The 15,610-nt window shown below is 38.1% G+C and carries 13 protein-coding genes and 5 tRNA genes; 17 read left to right on the top strand and 1 reads right to left on the bottom strand.

Features of this window, described 5'->3' with window-relative positions:
- Window positions 1-2: 2 nt before the first annotated feature.
- Both F3G88_RS05425 and F3G88_RS05420 read left to right on the top strand, forming a co-directional pair.
- Window positions 3-638, top strand: coding sequence for a response regulator transcription factor (locus F3G88_RS05425; protein ID WP_103603296.1), 636 nt, complete (start codon window positions 3-5; stop codon window positions 636-638).
- A 124-nt stretch (window positions 639-762) separates the two neighbouring features.
- On the top strand, window positions 763-1,257 hold the full coding sequence (locus F3G88_RS05420; protein WP_223228736.1) for a transglutaminase-like cysteine peptidase: 495 nt from the start codon (window positions 763-765) through the stop codon (window positions 1,255-1,257).
- On the opposite strand, the gene F3G88_RS05415 is transcribed toward F3G88_RS05420, so the two are convergent.
- Entirely contained in the window at window positions 1,254-1,502 is a 249-nt protein-coding gene (locus tag F3G88_RS05415; protein WP_002941090.1) for a hypothetical protein, read from the bottom strand. The genes F3G88_RS05420 and F3G88_RS05415 overlap by 4 nt on opposite strands.
- A gap of 257 nt (window positions 1,503-1,759) precedes the next feature.
- On the opposite strand from F3G88_RS05415, the gene F3G88_RS05410 reads away from it, so the two are divergent.
- From F3G88_RS05410 to rpoC, 15 genes are all read left to right on the top strand, one after another.
- A tRNA-Thr gene (locus tag F3G88_RS05410) sits at window positions 1,760-1,835 on the top strand.
- A gap of 52 nt (window positions 1,836-1,887) precedes the next feature.
- Window positions 1,888-1,972, top strand: a tRNA-Tyr gene (locus F3G88_RS05405).
- 7 nt (window positions 1,973-1,979) lie between these two features.
- A tRNA-Gly gene (locus tag F3G88_RS05400) sits at window positions 1,980-2,056 on the top strand.
- A 124-nt stretch (window positions 2,057-2,180) separates the two neighbouring features.
- Window positions 2,181-2,255: transfer RNA gene (locus F3G88_RS05395), tRNA-Thr, on the top strand.
- A gap of 72 nt (window positions 2,256-2,327) precedes the next feature.
- Complete coding sequence (tuf, locus tag F3G88_RS05390; protein ID WP_002941132.1) at window positions 2,328-3,527, top strand: elongation factor Tu; 1,200 nt, start codon at window positions 2,328-2,330, stop codon at window positions 3,525-3,527.
- 53 nt (window positions 3,528-3,580) lie between these two features.
- Window positions 3,581-3,739, top strand: coding sequence for a 50S ribosomal protein L33 (gene rpmG / locus F3G88_RS05385; protein WP_002941157.1), 159 nt, complete (start codon window positions 3,581-3,583; stop codon window positions 3,737-3,739).
- Window positions 3,740-3,758: 19 nt separating this feature from the next.
- Window positions 3,759-3,834, top strand: a tRNA-Trp gene (locus F3G88_RS05380).
- Window positions 3,835-3,851: 17 nt separating this feature from the next.
- On the top strand, window positions 3,852-4,031 hold the full coding sequence (secE, locus tag F3G88_RS05375; protein ID WP_180999961.1) for a preprotein translocase subunit SecE: 180 nt from the start codon (window positions 3,852-3,854) through the stop codon (window positions 4,029-4,031).
- 15 nt (window positions 4,032-4,046) lie between these two features.
- Window positions 4,047-4,577, top strand: coding sequence for a transcription termination/antitermination protein NusG (nusG, locus tag F3G88_RS05370; RefSeq protein WP_002941154.1), 531 nt, complete (start codon window positions 4,047-4,049; stop codon window positions 4,575-4,577).
- A gap of 10 nt (window positions 4,578-4,587) precedes the next feature.
- A complete protein-coding gene (gene rplK, locus F3G88_RS05365) occupies window positions 4,588-5,013 on the top strand; it encodes a 50S ribosomal protein L11 (RefSeq protein WP_021092996.1) in 426 nt (141 codons plus the stop codon).
- 59 nt (window positions 5,014-5,072) lie between these two features.
- Window positions 5,073-5,774, top strand: a complete 702-nt coding sequence (gene rplA, locus F3G88_RS05360; protein ID WP_002941167.1) for a 50S ribosomal protein L1 — start codon at window positions 5,073-5,075, stop codon at window positions 5,772-5,774.
- 103 nt (window positions 5,775-5,877) lie between these two features.
- Window positions 5,878-6,363: a 50S ribosomal protein L10 gene (rplJ, locus tag F3G88_RS05355; protein WP_103574045.1), complete on the top strand. Its 486-nt coding sequence runs from the start codon at window positions 5,878-5,880 to the stop codon at window positions 6,361-6,363.
- A gap of 28 nt (window positions 6,364-6,391) precedes the next feature.
- Complete coding sequence (gene rplL, locus F3G88_RS05350) at window positions 6,392-6,769, top strand: 50S ribosomal protein L7/L12 (protein WP_012001504.1); 378 nt, start codon at window positions 6,392-6,394, stop codon at window positions 6,767-6,769.
- Window positions 6,770-6,887: 118 nt separating this feature from the next.
- A complete protein-coding gene (gene rpoB / locus F3G88_RS05345) occupies window positions 6,888-11,033 on the top strand; it encodes a DNA-directed RNA polymerase subunit beta (protein ID WP_149715570.1) in 4,146 nt (1,381 codons plus the stop codon).
- On the top strand, window positions 11,020-15,534 hold the full coding sequence (rpoC, locus tag F3G88_RS05340) for a DNA-directed RNA polymerase subunit beta' (RefSeq protein ID WP_149715569.1): 4,515 nt from the start codon (window positions 11,020-11,022) through the stop codon (window positions 15,532-15,534). The genes rpoB and rpoC overlap by 14 nt, the downstream gene beginning before the upstream one ends.
- Window positions 15,535-15,610 lie beyond the last annotated feature (76 nt).

The raw sequence follows: 15,610 nt of genomic DNA, 5'->3' as shown, positions 1-15,610 counted from the left end.
TTATGAATGTGGTTTTTTTTACTCAAAATGGTTCGCTTAATAATCTTTGGCGAGGGTATTTTTCAGATGACGATGTGAAATTTACTCACAATAAAAAAGATTTTTTTTCAAATTTAAACGACGAGGTTGATATCGTCGGTATCGATACAAATGCTTTTAAAGATAGCCTTGATGAAAATATTAAAACAATTCATGAAAGTTTTCCAAATATAAAATGTCTAATCCTTGCAAACGAACCAAAATTTAGTGAAGGCAAACATCTGCTGGCTCTTGGTGTCAAAGGATATGCAAACTCACACATGAGAAAAACACACTTTGAAGATGCCTTTGAGACGATTTTAAATGGCAAAGTTTGGCTTTATCCAGAATTCATCCAAGCGATGATCGGAGAACTAACTGGCTCATATATAAATAATGAAAGTGAAACTTCAGAGAAAAAGTCTGATTTAAGCGAGCTTAGCTCACGCGAAAAAGAGATCGCAAACTTAATATATCAAGGTCTAACAAACAATGAAATTTCAGAGCAAACAGGCATTACTTTAAGGACGGTAAAGGCGCACACTACGTCGATTTACAGCAAGCTAAATGTGAAAGATAGAATAGGTCTTGTGCTTTTGATGAAGCAGCTACATGCGTAAAATTTTGCTTCTTTTCCTTTTTGTCTCTTCACTTTTTGCAAATAATTTTGAAATTTCTCCAAAGAATATATCTCAATGCAAAAATCAAATTTGCAAAAATATCCTAAATCACTATGCAAATTTTATGAAAAAAATAGAACACGAAAGCTTTATAAGAAAGCTAGAACTCATAAATTCATACTTAAATTCCTTAATGCCAAGATATGATGATTTTTACAATACAAATGTCGATGTGTGGAGCACTAGGAGCGAGTTTTTAAGGCGAGGTGGCGGAGACTGCGAGGAGTACGCGATATCAAAGCGTGATAGCCTAAAAGATCTTGGTGTAGATAATCAAAAATGTCTTCTAGTCGTTCAGGAAAAAAATACGAAAAAATATCATATGGTGCTAGCTGTTTGGGAAAATTTACACAAAGAGCCTTTGATACTAGATAATCTAAGCTTTAGAGTTTTGCCACTTTCGAAGCGTTATGACCTTGTGCCAGAGTATTGCTTGATGGATGGAAAATATTTTAAGATAAAAAAAGATGGCATAAATTTAGAGCCAGTAAATATAAGAATGCAAACTTACGAAAATTTGATAAAAAAAGAAAAAGAAGAGAAATTTTGGAAGAATTAATCTTCCAAGTCGATGTCTATTTTTTCAACATTTGTTGTAATATCTTTAGTATTTTTCTCAATGTTATGTTTATTTTTCTCGATTAGTGATCTGTTTTGACCTATAAGGTCTCTATTTTCTTTGATACCATCACTGTTTTGCTCGATCATTTTGCTTAGCGTCGCTATCTTTTTTTCATAGCGGATCATTAAGAAATAGATCACATAAATTAGCAGTAAAATTACCGCCCAAGGTAAAAATTGCATATTAAATCCTTTGTAATTTTTCGTAATTATAGAAATTTTAGCTTTTAAAAAAAATAAAACTATGAAAATATGAAATTTTATATATGTAAAATTTATCTTCGATTTTTGGTAAAAGTGGCTCAGATTAGTGGGCTGTTTTTGAAATTTTTATAAATTTTATCTAATTTTTGATTGCAAAAAATTAGATAAAATATTTTTCAAAATCTTCTTGACTTTTATTTTATTTTGGGCTATAATTGCCACTTCACAAAACAGGTGCTGGTGTAGCTCAGTTGGTAGAGCTACTGCCTTGTAAGCAGTGGGTCGGCGGTTCAAGTCCGTTCACCAGCTCCATTTTGTAACAGTGTTTGACCAGAAAATACCAAAATAACTTATTAATGTTTAAGGTGAGATACTCAAGCGGCCAACGAGGGCAGACTGTAAATCTGCTGACTATGTCTTCCGTGGTTCGAATCCACGTCTCACCACCATTGTTATGCGGGAGTAGCTCAGTTGGCTAGAGCATCAGCCTTCCAAGCTGAGGGTCGCGGGTTCGAGCCCCGTTTCCCGCTCCAAAATTTGGGAAAGTAAACTGGGAGCTGTATCTAGATTTTACTAAACACAGTTATTCCATCTTTATTTTCATGAATTTTTAGTTGTTTGTATGTTGATTAAAATCATCTCAGCCAAGCGTTTTTCGCTCATATGGCTCAGAGGTAGAGCACTTCCTTGGTAAGGAAGAGGTCGCGGGTTCAAGTCCCGCTATGAGCTCCACTGGTTTATATGATTTTATATTACTATACGAATTTGAATTAGATAAAGACACATATCATAACGGAGGAAAAGATGGCTAAAGAAAAATTTTCACGCAACAAGCCACACGTAAACATAGGCACTATCGGTCACGTTGACCATGGTAAAACTACTTTAACAGCTGCAATATCTGCTGTTCTTTCACGCAAAGGTCTTGCTGAGCTAAAAGATTATGATAATATTGATAATGCTCCAGAAGAGAAAGAGCGTGGCATTACAATTGCTACTTCACACATTGAGTATGAGACAGAGAAACGTCACTATGCTCACGTTGACTGCCCAGGTCACGCCGACTATGTAAAAAATATGATTACAGGTGCTGCTCAAATGGACGGCGCTATTCTTGTTGTTTCTGCAGCAGACGGCCCAATGCCACAAACTAGAGAGCACATCTTGCTATCTCGCCAAGTTGGTGTTCCTTACATTGTTGTTTTCATGAACAAAGCAGATATGGTTGATGACGCTGAGTTACTTGAACTAGTTGAAATGGAAATTCGCGAACTACTTAACGAGTATAACTTCCCAGGTGATGATACTCCGATAGTTTCTGGTTCAGCACTTAAAGCTCTTGAAGAGGCAAAAGCTGGACAAGATGGTGAATGGTCAGCAAAAATTATGGAACTAATGGATGCGGTTGATAGCTATATCCCAACTCCAGTTCGTGCTACAGATAAAGATCTTCTTATGCCAATCGAAGACGTTTTCTCAATCTCAGGTCGTGGTACAGTTGTAACAGGTAGAATTGAGAAAGGTGTTGTTAAAGTTGGCGACACTATAGAAATCGTTGGTATCAAACCTACACAAACAACAACAGTTACTGGTGTTGAGATGTTTAGAAAAGAGATGGATCAAGGTGAAGCTGGCGATAACGTTGGTGTTCTTCTTCGTGGTACTAAAAAAGAAGACGTTGAACGTGGTATGGTTCTTTGCAAACCTAAATCAATTACTCCTCACACAAAATTTGAGGGTGAGGTTTATATCCTAACTAAAGAAGAGGGTGGTCGCCATACTCCTTTCTTTAACAACTATAGACCACAATTCTACGTAAGAACAACTGACGTTACTGGTTCTATTACATTACCAGAAGGCACAGAGATGGTTATGCCAGGTGATAACGTAAGAATTTCTGTTGAGCTTATAGCCCCAGTTGCACTTGAAGAAGGTACTCGTTTTGCTATCCGTGAAGGTGGTAGAACTGTTGGTTCAGGTGTTGTTTCAAAAATACTTGGTTAATTTATAAAATTATGCCAAAGGGGAAACCCTTTGGCTTTCTATAAGGAATATATATGAGAATTAAAATCGGTTTAAAATGCTCTGAGTGTGGTGATATTAATTATACTACTACAAAAAACAGTAAAACCACTACAGATAAGGTTGAGCTCAAAAAATATTGCCCAAGATTAAAAAAACATACTGTTCATAAAGAAGTTAAGTTAAAAAGCTAATTAAGAATAAGTAGCTATTAGGGCAATAGCTCCAACGGTAGAGCGCTGGATTCCAAATCCAATGGTTGGGGGTTCGAATCCCTCTTGCCCTGCCACAATTAAGGTTAAGATTATGGAAAAATTTATAAATTATATAAAGCTATCTAAATTGGAAATAATGAAGGTTATCTTTCCTGCTAAAGAACAAATTAGAAATGCTTTTATTGCAGTTTTTATCGTGGTCGCTGTTGTTTCACTTTTTTTAGCTCTTGTTGATGTTATTATGTCCTTTGTTCTTTCTAAAGTTATATAGAATGAGGAAAAACTAATGTCACATAAATGGTATGCTATACAAACTTACGCTGGTAGCGAAATGGCAGTAAAAAGAGGAATTGAAAATTTAGTTAGAGATCACGGTATTGAAGATCAACTAAAAGAAGTTATCGTTCCTACAGAAGACGTAATAGAGATAAAAAACGGTAAGCAAAAAATTAATGAAAGAACTCTTTATCCTGGATATGCTTTTGCATGTTTAGATCTTGATACAGCTCTTTGGCATAAGATTCAGTCTTTACCAAAGGTTGGGCGTTTTATTGGTGAGGCTAAAAAGCCTACGCCATTGACTGAAAAAGATATAAATACTATCTTGGAGAAAGTTCAAAAAAGAGCAGCACCAAAACCTAAAATATTTTTTGAGGATGGTGAAAGCGTTCGCATAACAGAAGGTCCTTTTGCTAACTTTACAGGTATTGTTGAAGAATACGATATGATACATGGCAAGCTTAGACTCAATGTTTCTATTTTTGGTAGAAGTACCCCTGTTGATATTTTGTATTCACAAGTTGAGAAGATAATTTAAGGAGCAAGAAATGGCTAAAAAAGTTATAGGTGAAATAAAATTACAAATTGCCGCAACAAAAGCAAATCCTAGCCCGCCAGTTGGTCCAGCATTAGGACAAAAAGGCGTTAATATTATGGAATTTTGTAAAGCCTTTAATGAAAAAACAAAAGATATGGTTGGATTTAATATCCCAGTTGTTATTACTGTTTATGCTGATAAAAGTTTTACATTTATCACTAAACAACCACCTGCTACGGACCTTATCAAAAAGGCTGCAGGTATAACAAAAGGAACAGATAATCCTTTAAAAAATAAAGTAGGTAAATTAACAAAAGCTCAAGTTTTAGAAATAGTTGAGAAAAAACTTGTTGATTTAAATACAAATGATAAAGAGCAAGCAGCTAAGATTATCGCTGGTTCAGCTCGTTCAATGGGTGTCGAAGTAATAGACTAAAACCTTTACCGTCAGGTTGGTTTTCAAAAGACGGAAGCAATTTATATGCGGAGAAATTTATGGGAAAAACTAGTAAGAGATTTCAAGAATTGCTCAAAAAAGTAGAGCAAGATAAAATTTATAACCTTAGTGAGGCTATCGATACAGTTAAAACTTTAGCTTCTGCTAAATTTAATGAGACAGTTGAGATTGCATTGAAATTAAATGTTGATCCAAGACATGCTGACCAAATGGTTCGTGGTTCAGTTGTTTTGCCAGCTGGTACAGGTAAAGTTGTAAGAGTTGCTGTTATAGCAAAAGACGCTAAAGCTGATGAGGCAAAAGCTGCTGGTGCTGACATAGTTGGTGCTGATGATCTAGTTGAGGATATCCAAAAAGGTATAATGAACTTTGATGTTCTTATAGCTACTCCAAATTTAATGGGTCTTGTAGGTAAAGTCGGTAGAATTTTAGGACCTAAAGGTTTAATGCCAAATCCAAAAACTGGAACAGTTACAATGGATGTTGCACAAGCTGTTAATAATGCAAAAAGTGGTCAAGTAAATTTCCGTGTTGATAAGCAAGGAAATATACATGCAGGTCTTGGTAAGGTCAATTTTACTAAAGAACAATTAAATGAAAATATTTCAACATTTATTAAAGCTATTAATAAGCATAAGCCTGCGACTGCAAAAGGTAGATATGTAAAAAATGCTTCATTGTCATTAACAATGAGCCCTTCTGTAACTCTTGATACTCAAGAGGTTATGGACTTAAAATAAGAATTTAGACAAATTTATATCTTAGATTGGAGATAGCCGAGGCCATTGGGCTTAATTGATTCGACCCGCTCTGCTTGAAATTACCGGTCGGAAAGGAGAAAAAGTGACACGTAACGAAAAAACTGAAGTTGTTGCAAAATTAGAGAGTGAATTTAAAACTGCTGAAGCTATTGTAGTTTGTGACTATCGTGGTCTTTCAGTTAAAAAACTTGAAGTTTTAAGAAATTCTGCTAAAGAACAAAATGTAAAAGTTCAAGTTATTAAAAATACTCTTGCAAATATTGCTCTTAAAAATTCTGATAAAGTCGGAATGGAACTTAAAGATACAAACATCTATCTTTGGAGTGAAGATCAATTAGCAGTAACTAAAGTAGCCGCAAAATTTGAAGAGACTAATGCTGACCTTTTCAAAATTAAAACAGCATATATCGATGGCGAAGTTGCAAGCGTTGATAAAGTTAAAGCTCTATCTAAAATGCCTAGCCGTGATGAGCTTATTGCGATGCTTTTGCAAGTTTGGAATGCGCCAATTCAAAATTTCACAATTGGTTTGAATGCGCTTAAAGAGAAAAAAGAACAATCAGCTTAATTAAATTAAAAATAATAAGGATTAAAAAATGGCAATTACAAAAGAAGACGTATTAGAGTTTATATCTAATCTTTCTGTACTTGAACTTAGCGAACTTGTTAAAGAGTTTGAAGAGAAATTTGGTGTTAGTGCAGCTCCTGTAATGGTAGCTGGTGGTGCAGTTGCTGCTGGTGGTGCAGCTGCTGCTGAAGAGAAAACAGAATTTAACATCGTTCTTGTTGATTCTGGTGATAAGAAAATCAACGTTATTAAGGTTGTTAGAGCACTTACTGGTCTTGGTCTTAAAGAGGCTAAAGACGCAGTTGAAGGAACTCCATCTGTTCTTAAAGAAGGCGTTAGCAAAGACGAAGCTGAAGCAGCTAAAAAAGAGCTTGAAGAGGCTGGTGCTAAGGTTGAACTTAAATAATTTTTTATTATTTAGGCTTAATATTTCAAGAGAGGGCAGAGGCTCTCTCTTTTTTAAATTTTAGATGCCTTGTTAAAAGGCTATACTTTTCTTTCAAAATTACCACGAGGTAGATGCAATGTTAAATAGCTTATACTCAGGAAATCGTCTTAGAGTTGACTTTTCTAATGTCGTTAAAGAGATAGACGTTCCAAACCTACTACAACTACAAAAAAAGAGCTTTGATAATTTTTTAAATCTAAATAACAATCAGACAGAAAGCGGTATCGAAAAAGTTTTTAAGTCGATTTTTCCTATACATGATCCGCAAAATCGTTTGACTTTAGAATATGTTAGTTCAGAGATTGGAAAACCAAAATATACAATCAGAGAGTGTATAGAAAGAGGTCTTACATACTCTGTAAATTTAAAGATGAAAATACGCCTTATCGTACATGAAAAAGATGATAAGACTGGTGATAAAGTTGGCGTTAAAGATATAAAAGAGCAAGAAATTTTTATACGTGAAATTCCGTTGATGACAGATAGAATTTCATTTATTATAAATGGCGTTGAGCGTGTTGTTGTAAATCAACTCCATAGAAGCCCTGGCGTTATCTTTAAACAAGAAGAGAGTGCAACTGTTGCAAATAAACTTATCTATACAGCTCAAATAATCCCAGATCGCGGATCTTGGTTGCACTTTGAATATGATACAAAAGATATTTTATATGTCAGGATAAATAAGCGCAGAAAAGTGCCTGTAACTATCTTGTTTAGGGCATTAGGATATAAAAAACAAGACATTATTAAGCTATTTTATCCAATACAAAATTTAGTTATTAAAAATAATAAATTTTTAACTCTTTTCAATCCAGAGGATTATCTAGGAAGAGTTGAGTATGATATAAAAAATGAAGATGGAGAGGTTCTTCACCAAGCTGGCAAGCGCCTAACAAAGAAAAAAGCTGATAAATTAATCGAAGATGGCGTTAAATTTGTCGAGTATCCGATTGAAGCACTTATTGGTAGATATTTGGCAAACCCTGTGATAAACACAGAAAGCGGCGAAATTTTATATGACACACTATCTGCTCTTGATGAGAATAAACTTGCAAAAATTTTAGCTGAGCATGAAAGTATTGATATTATAAACAACTCTGCTGCCGGTGTTGACGACGCTATAATAAATTCGTTTATCGCCGACAACGACATGCTTAAGGTTTTAAAACAAACTGAGGGCGTAGATGATGAAAATGACCTTGCTGCGATTAGAATTTACAAGGTTATGAGACCTGGCGAGCCGGTAGTTAAAGAGGCTGCAAAAAGCTTTGTAAATGATATTTTGTTTAACCCTGAAAGATATGACCTAACAAAAGTTGGTCGTATGAAGATGAACCACAAGCTCTCGCTTGATGTGCCAGAGTACGTTACTTTGCTAACTAGTGAAGATATCATCAAAACTGCAAAATATCTTATAAAAGTTAAAAACGGACAAGGCCACATTGATGACCGCGACCACCTTGGTAACCGCCGCATAAGATCTATCGGCGAGCTACTTGCTAGTGAGCTACACCTTGGTTTTGTTAAGATGCAAAAGGCTATCCGTGATAAATTTACAAGCCTGAGCAATAACACTGATGAAATCATGCCTTATGATCTTATCAATCCAAAAATGATTACAGCAACAATCATGGAATTTTTCACAGGCGGTCAGCTAAGCCAGTTTATGGATCAGACAAACCCACTTAGTGAGGTTACTCATAAGCGCCGTCTATCTGCGCTTGGTGAGGGCGGCTTAGTAAAAGAGCGTGCTGGATTTGAGGTGCGTGACGTTCACCCAACTCACTACGGCAGAATTTGTCCAGTTGAGACCCCAGAAGGTCAAAATATCGGTCTTATAAACACTCTTTCAACTTATGCAAAAGTAAATGACCTTGGCTTTGTTGAGGCGCCTTATAAAAAGGTTGTCGATGGTAAAGTGACTGATGAGATAGTCTATCTAACAGCAACACAAGAAGAGGGCAATGTTATCGCTCCAGCATCAACCAAGCTTGATGAAAATGGACATATTGTTGAGGATTTGATCGAGGTTAGAAAAGAGGGCGAGATGATGCTTGCTCGTAGAGAAGATGTTACCTTGATAGACCTTTGCTCTGGTATGATAGCTGGTGTCGCAGCTTCGCTTATCCCATTCCTAGAGCACGACGACGCTAACCGTGCGCTTATGGGTTCAAACATGCAACGTCAAGCAGTGCCACTACTTCGTTCAACTGCTCCTATCGTTGGAACAGGTATGGAGAGTGTTATCGCAAGAGATGCTTGGGAGAGCGTAAAAGCAAAACGAGGCGGCGTGGTTGAAAAGGTTGATAATAAAAACATCTTTATCCTTGGTGAAGATGAAGCTGGTCCATATATCGATCACTACTCTTTAGAGAAAAATTTAAGAACAAACCAAAATACGACATTTTCACAACATCCGATCGTTAAAAAAGGCGACGAGATCGAGGCTAATCAAATCATAGCCGATGGTCCAAGTATGGAAAAAGGCGAGCTAGCTATCGGTAAAAACGCGCTAATCGCATTTATGCCTTGGAATGGCTACAACTACGAGGACGCGATCGTTATTAGTGAAAAAATGATACGTGAAGATGCCTTTACAAGCGTTCATATCTATGAAAAAGAGATCGAAGCTCGTGAGCTAAAAGATGGCGTTGAAGAGATAACAAAAGATATACCAAACGTCAAAGAAGAGGAGCTTATGCACCTTGACGAAAGCGGTATTGTTAAAATTGGTACAGAGATCAAGCCTGGCATGATCCTTGTTGGTAAGGTATCTCCAAAAGGTGAGGTTAAGCCAACTCCAGAAGAAAGACTTTTGCGTGCGATCTTTGGTGAAAAAGCTGGACACGTGGTAAATAAATCGCTCTATGCTTCAGCTTCAATGGAAGGCGTGGTTGTTGATGTTAAAATTTTTACCAAAAAAGGTTATGAAAAAGATAGCAGAACAAACAAGGCTTATGAAGAGGAGAAGACGCTTTTAGAAAAAGAGCACCACGATAGATTGCTTATGCTAGACCGCGAAGAGATGCTAAAAGTTACAGCGCTTCTTTCTAAAAACCCACTAGCGAGCGATCAAGAGGTAAATAAAAAAGAGTATAAAAAAGGCTCAAAGATCAATAAGGCTGACTTTGAGAATATCAATAGATTTACCCTAAACGCTATCGTAAAGAGCTTTTCAAAAGATATCCAAAAGAAATATGACGAGCTAAAAAATTACTTCCAAAATGAGAAGAAAAAGCTCAAAGAAGAGCACGACGCTAAGATAGAAATTTTAGAAAAAGATGACATTTTACCAAGCGGCGTTGTAAAACTTGTAAAAGTTTATATAGCTACAAAACGCAAACTAAAAGTTGGCGATAAGATGGCTGGACGTCACGGTAACAAAGGTATCGTTTCAAATATAGTAAGAGAAGTCGATATGCCTTATCTTCCAAGCGGACAGATCGTAGATATCGTGCTAAATCCACTTGGCGTTCCAAGCCGTATGAATATCGGTCAAATTTTAGAGAGCCACCTTGGTCTTGTTGGTTACCGCTTAGGCGAGCAGATCAATGAAATTTTTGAGACCAAAAAAGGCGAATGGATAAAAGAGCTAAGAGCTAAGATGATAGAGATAGCAGGCGTTGCTAAGCTAATGGACGCTAAAAAAGCTCTTGGTAAGATGAGCGATGAGAAGCTTCTTGAGTATGCAAAAGACTGGAGTAATGGCGTAAGATTTGCAACTCCGATTTTTGAAGGCGTTAAAGCTGACGAATTTGCAAAGTTATTTGAGATGGCAAAGATAGATAGCGACGGCAAAACTGAGCTATATGACGGACGCACAGGCTCAAAGATAAGAGAACGCGTTAATGTTGGTTGTATGTATATGCTAAAACTTCACCACTTGGTTGATGAAAAAGTTCACGCAAGAAGTACTGGACCATACAGCCTTGTTACACAACAACCAGTCGGCGGTAAGGCGCTATTTGGTGGTCAAAGGTTTGGTGAGATGGAGGTTTGGGCACTTGAGGCTTATGGTGCTGCTCATACACTAAGAGAGATGCTAACTGTAAAATCAGACGATGTCGAGGGAAGACTTTCTGCTTACAAAGCTTTAACAAGAGGCGAAAACGTTCCTGAGACTGGTATCCCTGAGACGTTCTTTGTTCTAACAAACGAGCTAAAATCACTAGCTCTTGATGTGGAAGTATATGATGAGGATGAGACAAATGAAACTAACTAATTTAAAACCAGTTGAGATAAAAGAAGAGCATAGACCTCGTGATTTTGAAGCTTTTCAACTTCGTTTAGCAAGTCCTGAGAAGATAAAATCTTGGAGTTATGGCGAGGTTAAAAAACCAGAAACCATCAACTACCGCACGCTAAAACCTGAGCGTGACGGCTTGTTTTGTGCCAAAATTTTTGGACCGATCCGCGACTACGAGTGCCTTTGCGGTAAATATAAAAAGATGCGTTATAAGGGCATCAAGTGCGAAAAGTGCGGTGTTGAAGTAACAACGTCTAAAGTTCGTCGCTCTCGCATGGGTCACATCGAGCTTGTAACTCCAGTGGCTCACATTTGGTATGTAAATTTCTTGCCAAGCCGTATAGGTGCGCTTCTTGGTATCAAGATGAAAGACCTTGAGCGCGTACTTTACTATGAGGCATACATTGTTGATAATGCTGGCGAAGCTTATTATGACAATGAAAATTCTAAAAAAGTTGAAAAATATGACGTTTTAAACGAGGAGCAATACCAAAGCCTCTCTTCAAGATATGAAGAGAGTGGCTTTAGTGCTAGAATGGGTGGCGAGGTCATCTATGATATGCTAGCTGAGCTTGATCTAACTCAAATTTTAAATCAACTACAAGAAGAGATGGAGGCTACAAATTCTGAGGCTAAGAAAAAGACTATCGTAAAACGTCTAAAAGTTATCGAGAGCTTTTTAAATTCAGGCAACCGCCCAGAGTGGATGATGATAACAAATTTACCAGTTCTTCCGCCTGATCTTAGACCACTTGTTAATCTTGATGGTGGTAAATTTGCTGTTTCAGACGTAAATGATCTATATCGCCGTGTAATAAATAGAAATAGCCGTCTAAAACGTCTGCTTGAGCTTGACGCACCTGAGATCATTATAAGAAACGAAAAGAGAATGCTTCAAGAGGCTGTTGATGCGCTATTTGACAATGGCCGCAGAGCAAATGCAGTAAAAGGCGCAAATAAGCGCCCACTAAAATCACTAAGTGAGATCATCAAAGGTAAGCAAGGCCGCTTCCGTCAGAATTTGCTAGGTAAGCGTGTTGACTTCTCTGGACGTTCTGTTATCGTCGTTGGTCCAAAGCTAAAAATGGATCAGTGCGGTCTTCCAAAGAAGATGGCTTTAGAGCTATTTAAGCCACATTTGCTTGCTCGCCTTGAAGAAAAAGGCTATGCAACAACTGTTAAGCAAGCTAAAAAGATGATAGAAGATAAGACAAATGAGGTTTGGGAGTGCTTAGAAGAGGTCGTTAAAGACTATCCAGTCATGCTAAACCGTGCTCCAACACTTCACAAGCTCTCTATCCAAGCGTTTCACCCAGTTCTTGTTGAAGGTAAGGCGATCCAGCTTCACCCACTAGTTTGTGCGGCTTTCAACGCTGACTTCGACGGTGACCAAATGGCTGTTCACGTGCCACTATCTCAAGAGTCTATTGCTGAGTGTAAAATTTTGATGCTTAGCTCAATGAACATCTTGCTTCCTGCTAGCGGTAAGGCTATCACAGTCCCTTCACAAGATATGGTTTTGGGAATTTATTACCTAAGCTTAGAGAGAAATGACGAAAAAGGTGCAAATAAAATTTTCTCAAGCGTTGATGAAGTAATGATCGCTGAAGAGGCTAACACTCTTGGCCTTCACGCTAAAATCAAAACTATGGTTGATAACAAGATCATCTTTACAACAGCTGGTCGCTTGATCCTAAGAGCGATACTACCTGATTTTGTCCCTGAAAATATGTGGAATAAGATCATGAAGAAAAAAGACATTGCAAATTTGGTTGATTATGTTTATAGAAATGGCGGCCTTGAAGTAACGGCTGACTTCCTTGATAAGCTTAAAAATTTAGGCTTTAGATATGCTACAAAAGCGGGAATTTCTATCTCTATCGCAGACATTATCGTGCCAGATAGCAAGCAAAAATATATCGACGAAGCTAAGAAAAAAGTTCGTGAAATTCAAAAGCAATACGGCGCTGGTCTTTTAACAGATAGTGAGAGATACAACAAGATCATCGATATCTGGACAGATACAAACAACAGCGTTGCAAGCGAGATGATGAAGCTTATCCAAAGTGATAAGGGTGGATTTAACTCAATTTATATGATGGCTGACTCAGGTGCGAGAGGTAGTGCAGCGCAAATTCGCCAGCTAGCTGGTATGCGTGGTCTTATGGCAAAACCAGATGGCTCGATCATCGAAACACCGATCATTTCAAACTTCCGTGAAGGTCTAAATATAATGGAGTACTTCAACTCAACCCACGGAGCTAGAAAGGGTCTTGCAGATACCGCGCTAAAAACTGCCAACGCTGGTTACCTAACAAGAAAGCTAATCGACGTTGCTCAAAACGTTAAAGTCACGATGCACGACTGCGGTACGCACGAGGGCGTTGAGATCACAGATATCACAGAGAGCGGCGAGCTAATAGAGAGCCTTGAAGAGAGAGTATTAGGCCGTGTTTTAGCAGATGATGTGATCGATCCTATAACAAATGAAATTTTATTTAGCGAAGGCACATTGCTTGATGAGGAGAAAGCTAAGGCAATAACAGAAGCTGGCATAAAATCAGTAAGCATTAGAACACCTATCACGTGCAAGGCGCCAAAAGGCGTTTGCGCAAAATGCTACGGCTTAAATTTGGGTGAGGGCAAACTTGTAAAACCAGGCGAGGCTGTTGGTATCATCTCAGCTCAATCAATCGGTGAGCCAGGTACTCAGCTAACGCTAAGAACATTCCACATCGGTGGTACGGCTTCTACTGAGCAGCAAGACCGCCAAGTCATTGCTCAAAAAGAGGGCTTTATTAGGTATTACAACCTTAGCACATACGAAAACAACGGCAAAAAGATCGTTGCAAACAGAAGAAGTGCAGCTGTGCTACTTGTTGAGCCAAAGATAAAATCAACAATCGATGGTAAAATCGAGATCGAATATGCTCACGAAGACGTAAATATCGTTATCAAAGGCAAAAAAGAAGAGATAAAATATACCATCAGAAGAAACGACCTTGCTAAACCAAACGAACTAGCTGGCGTTAGCGGTAAGATCGAAGGCAAGATGTATATCCCTTATGCAAATGGCGACAAGGTAAAAGAGAATGAGAGTATCGTTGAGATAATAAAAGAGGGCTGGAACGTTCCAAATCGTATCCCTTATGCTAGCGAGCTTAAAATTTCAGACGGCGATCCAGTAACTAGAAAGATCACCGCAGATGCAAATGGTGTGGTTAAATTTTTCATACTAAAAGGTGACTTCCTTGATAGACTAAAAGATATCAAAAAAGGTCACAAAGTAACTGAAAAAGGCTTCTTTGTTGTCGTTTCTGACAAGGACGGACGTGAGGCAGTTCGCCACTACATCCCAAGAAATTCTATCATTCAAGTATCAGACAATGATGCGGTAGAAAGAGCAACAGTGGTCTCACTACCTGAAAAAGATGACAAGCTAATAATCGCTGAGTGGGATCCATACTCAACTCCAACTATCGCAGAAGAAGCTGGTGTGGTTAGCTTTGAAGATGTCGAGCCAGGATATAGTGCGACTGAGCAAGCTGATGAGGCAACTGGCCAAAGACGTCTTGTCATCAACGAATATTTGCCAAGTGGCGTAAAACCAGCGATCATTATCACTACAAAGAGCGGATATTTGATCAAGTATCCGCTTGATCCAAAAACTGCGATCTTTGTTTCAAGCGGCGATGAAGTAGCTCAAGCTGACATTTTAGCTAAGACTCCAAAAGCTGTTGCTAAGTCAAAAGATATCACCGGTGGTCTTCCAAGAGTTAGTGAGCTATTTGAAGCAAGACGCCCTAAAAATACAGCTATCGTTGCAGAGATCGACGGCGTTGTTAGATTTGACAAGCCACTTCGCTCAAAAGAGCGCATCATTATCCAAGCGGAAGATGGCACGACAGCTGAGTATTTGATCGAGAAGAGCCGCCAGATCCAAGTAAGAGACGGCGAATTTGTCCATGCTGGTGAGAAACTAACAGACGGACTTATCTCAAGCCACGATATCTTAAGAATTCTTGGTGAAAAGGCACTTCACTACTATTTGATCAGTGAAATTCAGCAAGTTTATCGTCGCCAAGGTGTTGCGATCGCTGATAAGCACATCGAGATCATCGTATCTCAAATGCTTCGCCAAGTAAAAATCGTCGATAGCGGAAATACAAATTTCATCGTTGGCGACATGGTTTCAAGAAACAAATTTAAAGAAGAGAACGAGCGCATTATGAAAATGGGTGGCGAGCCAGCTATCGCTGAACCGATCCTTCTTGGTGTTACAAGAGCGGCTATCGGAAGTGATAGTGTGATCTCTGCTGCGTCATTCCAAGAGACAACTAAGGTCTTAACAGAAGCGTCAATCGCTGCTAAATTTGACTATCTTGAAGATCTAAAAGAGAACGTCATCCTTGGACGTATGATCCCAGTTGGTACTGGTTTTTACAAAGACAAAAAGATAAAGATCAAAGAAAACTAATATATTAAGCCCCGCTTTTGGGGCTTAAACCTCTCATAAATTTCCCACTTAAATTTACAAAATTTCAAAATTTACA

Origin of the sequence: Campylobacter concisus (assembly GCF_902460675.1) — a bacterium.
Taxonomy (GTDB): Bacteria; Campylobacterota; Campylobacteria; order Campylobacterales; family Campylobacteraceae; genus Campylobacter_A; species Campylobacter_A concisus_AJ.
Note: the sequence above shows the minus strand (reverse complement) of the source record. Positions and strands in the feature narration are given on the sequence as shown.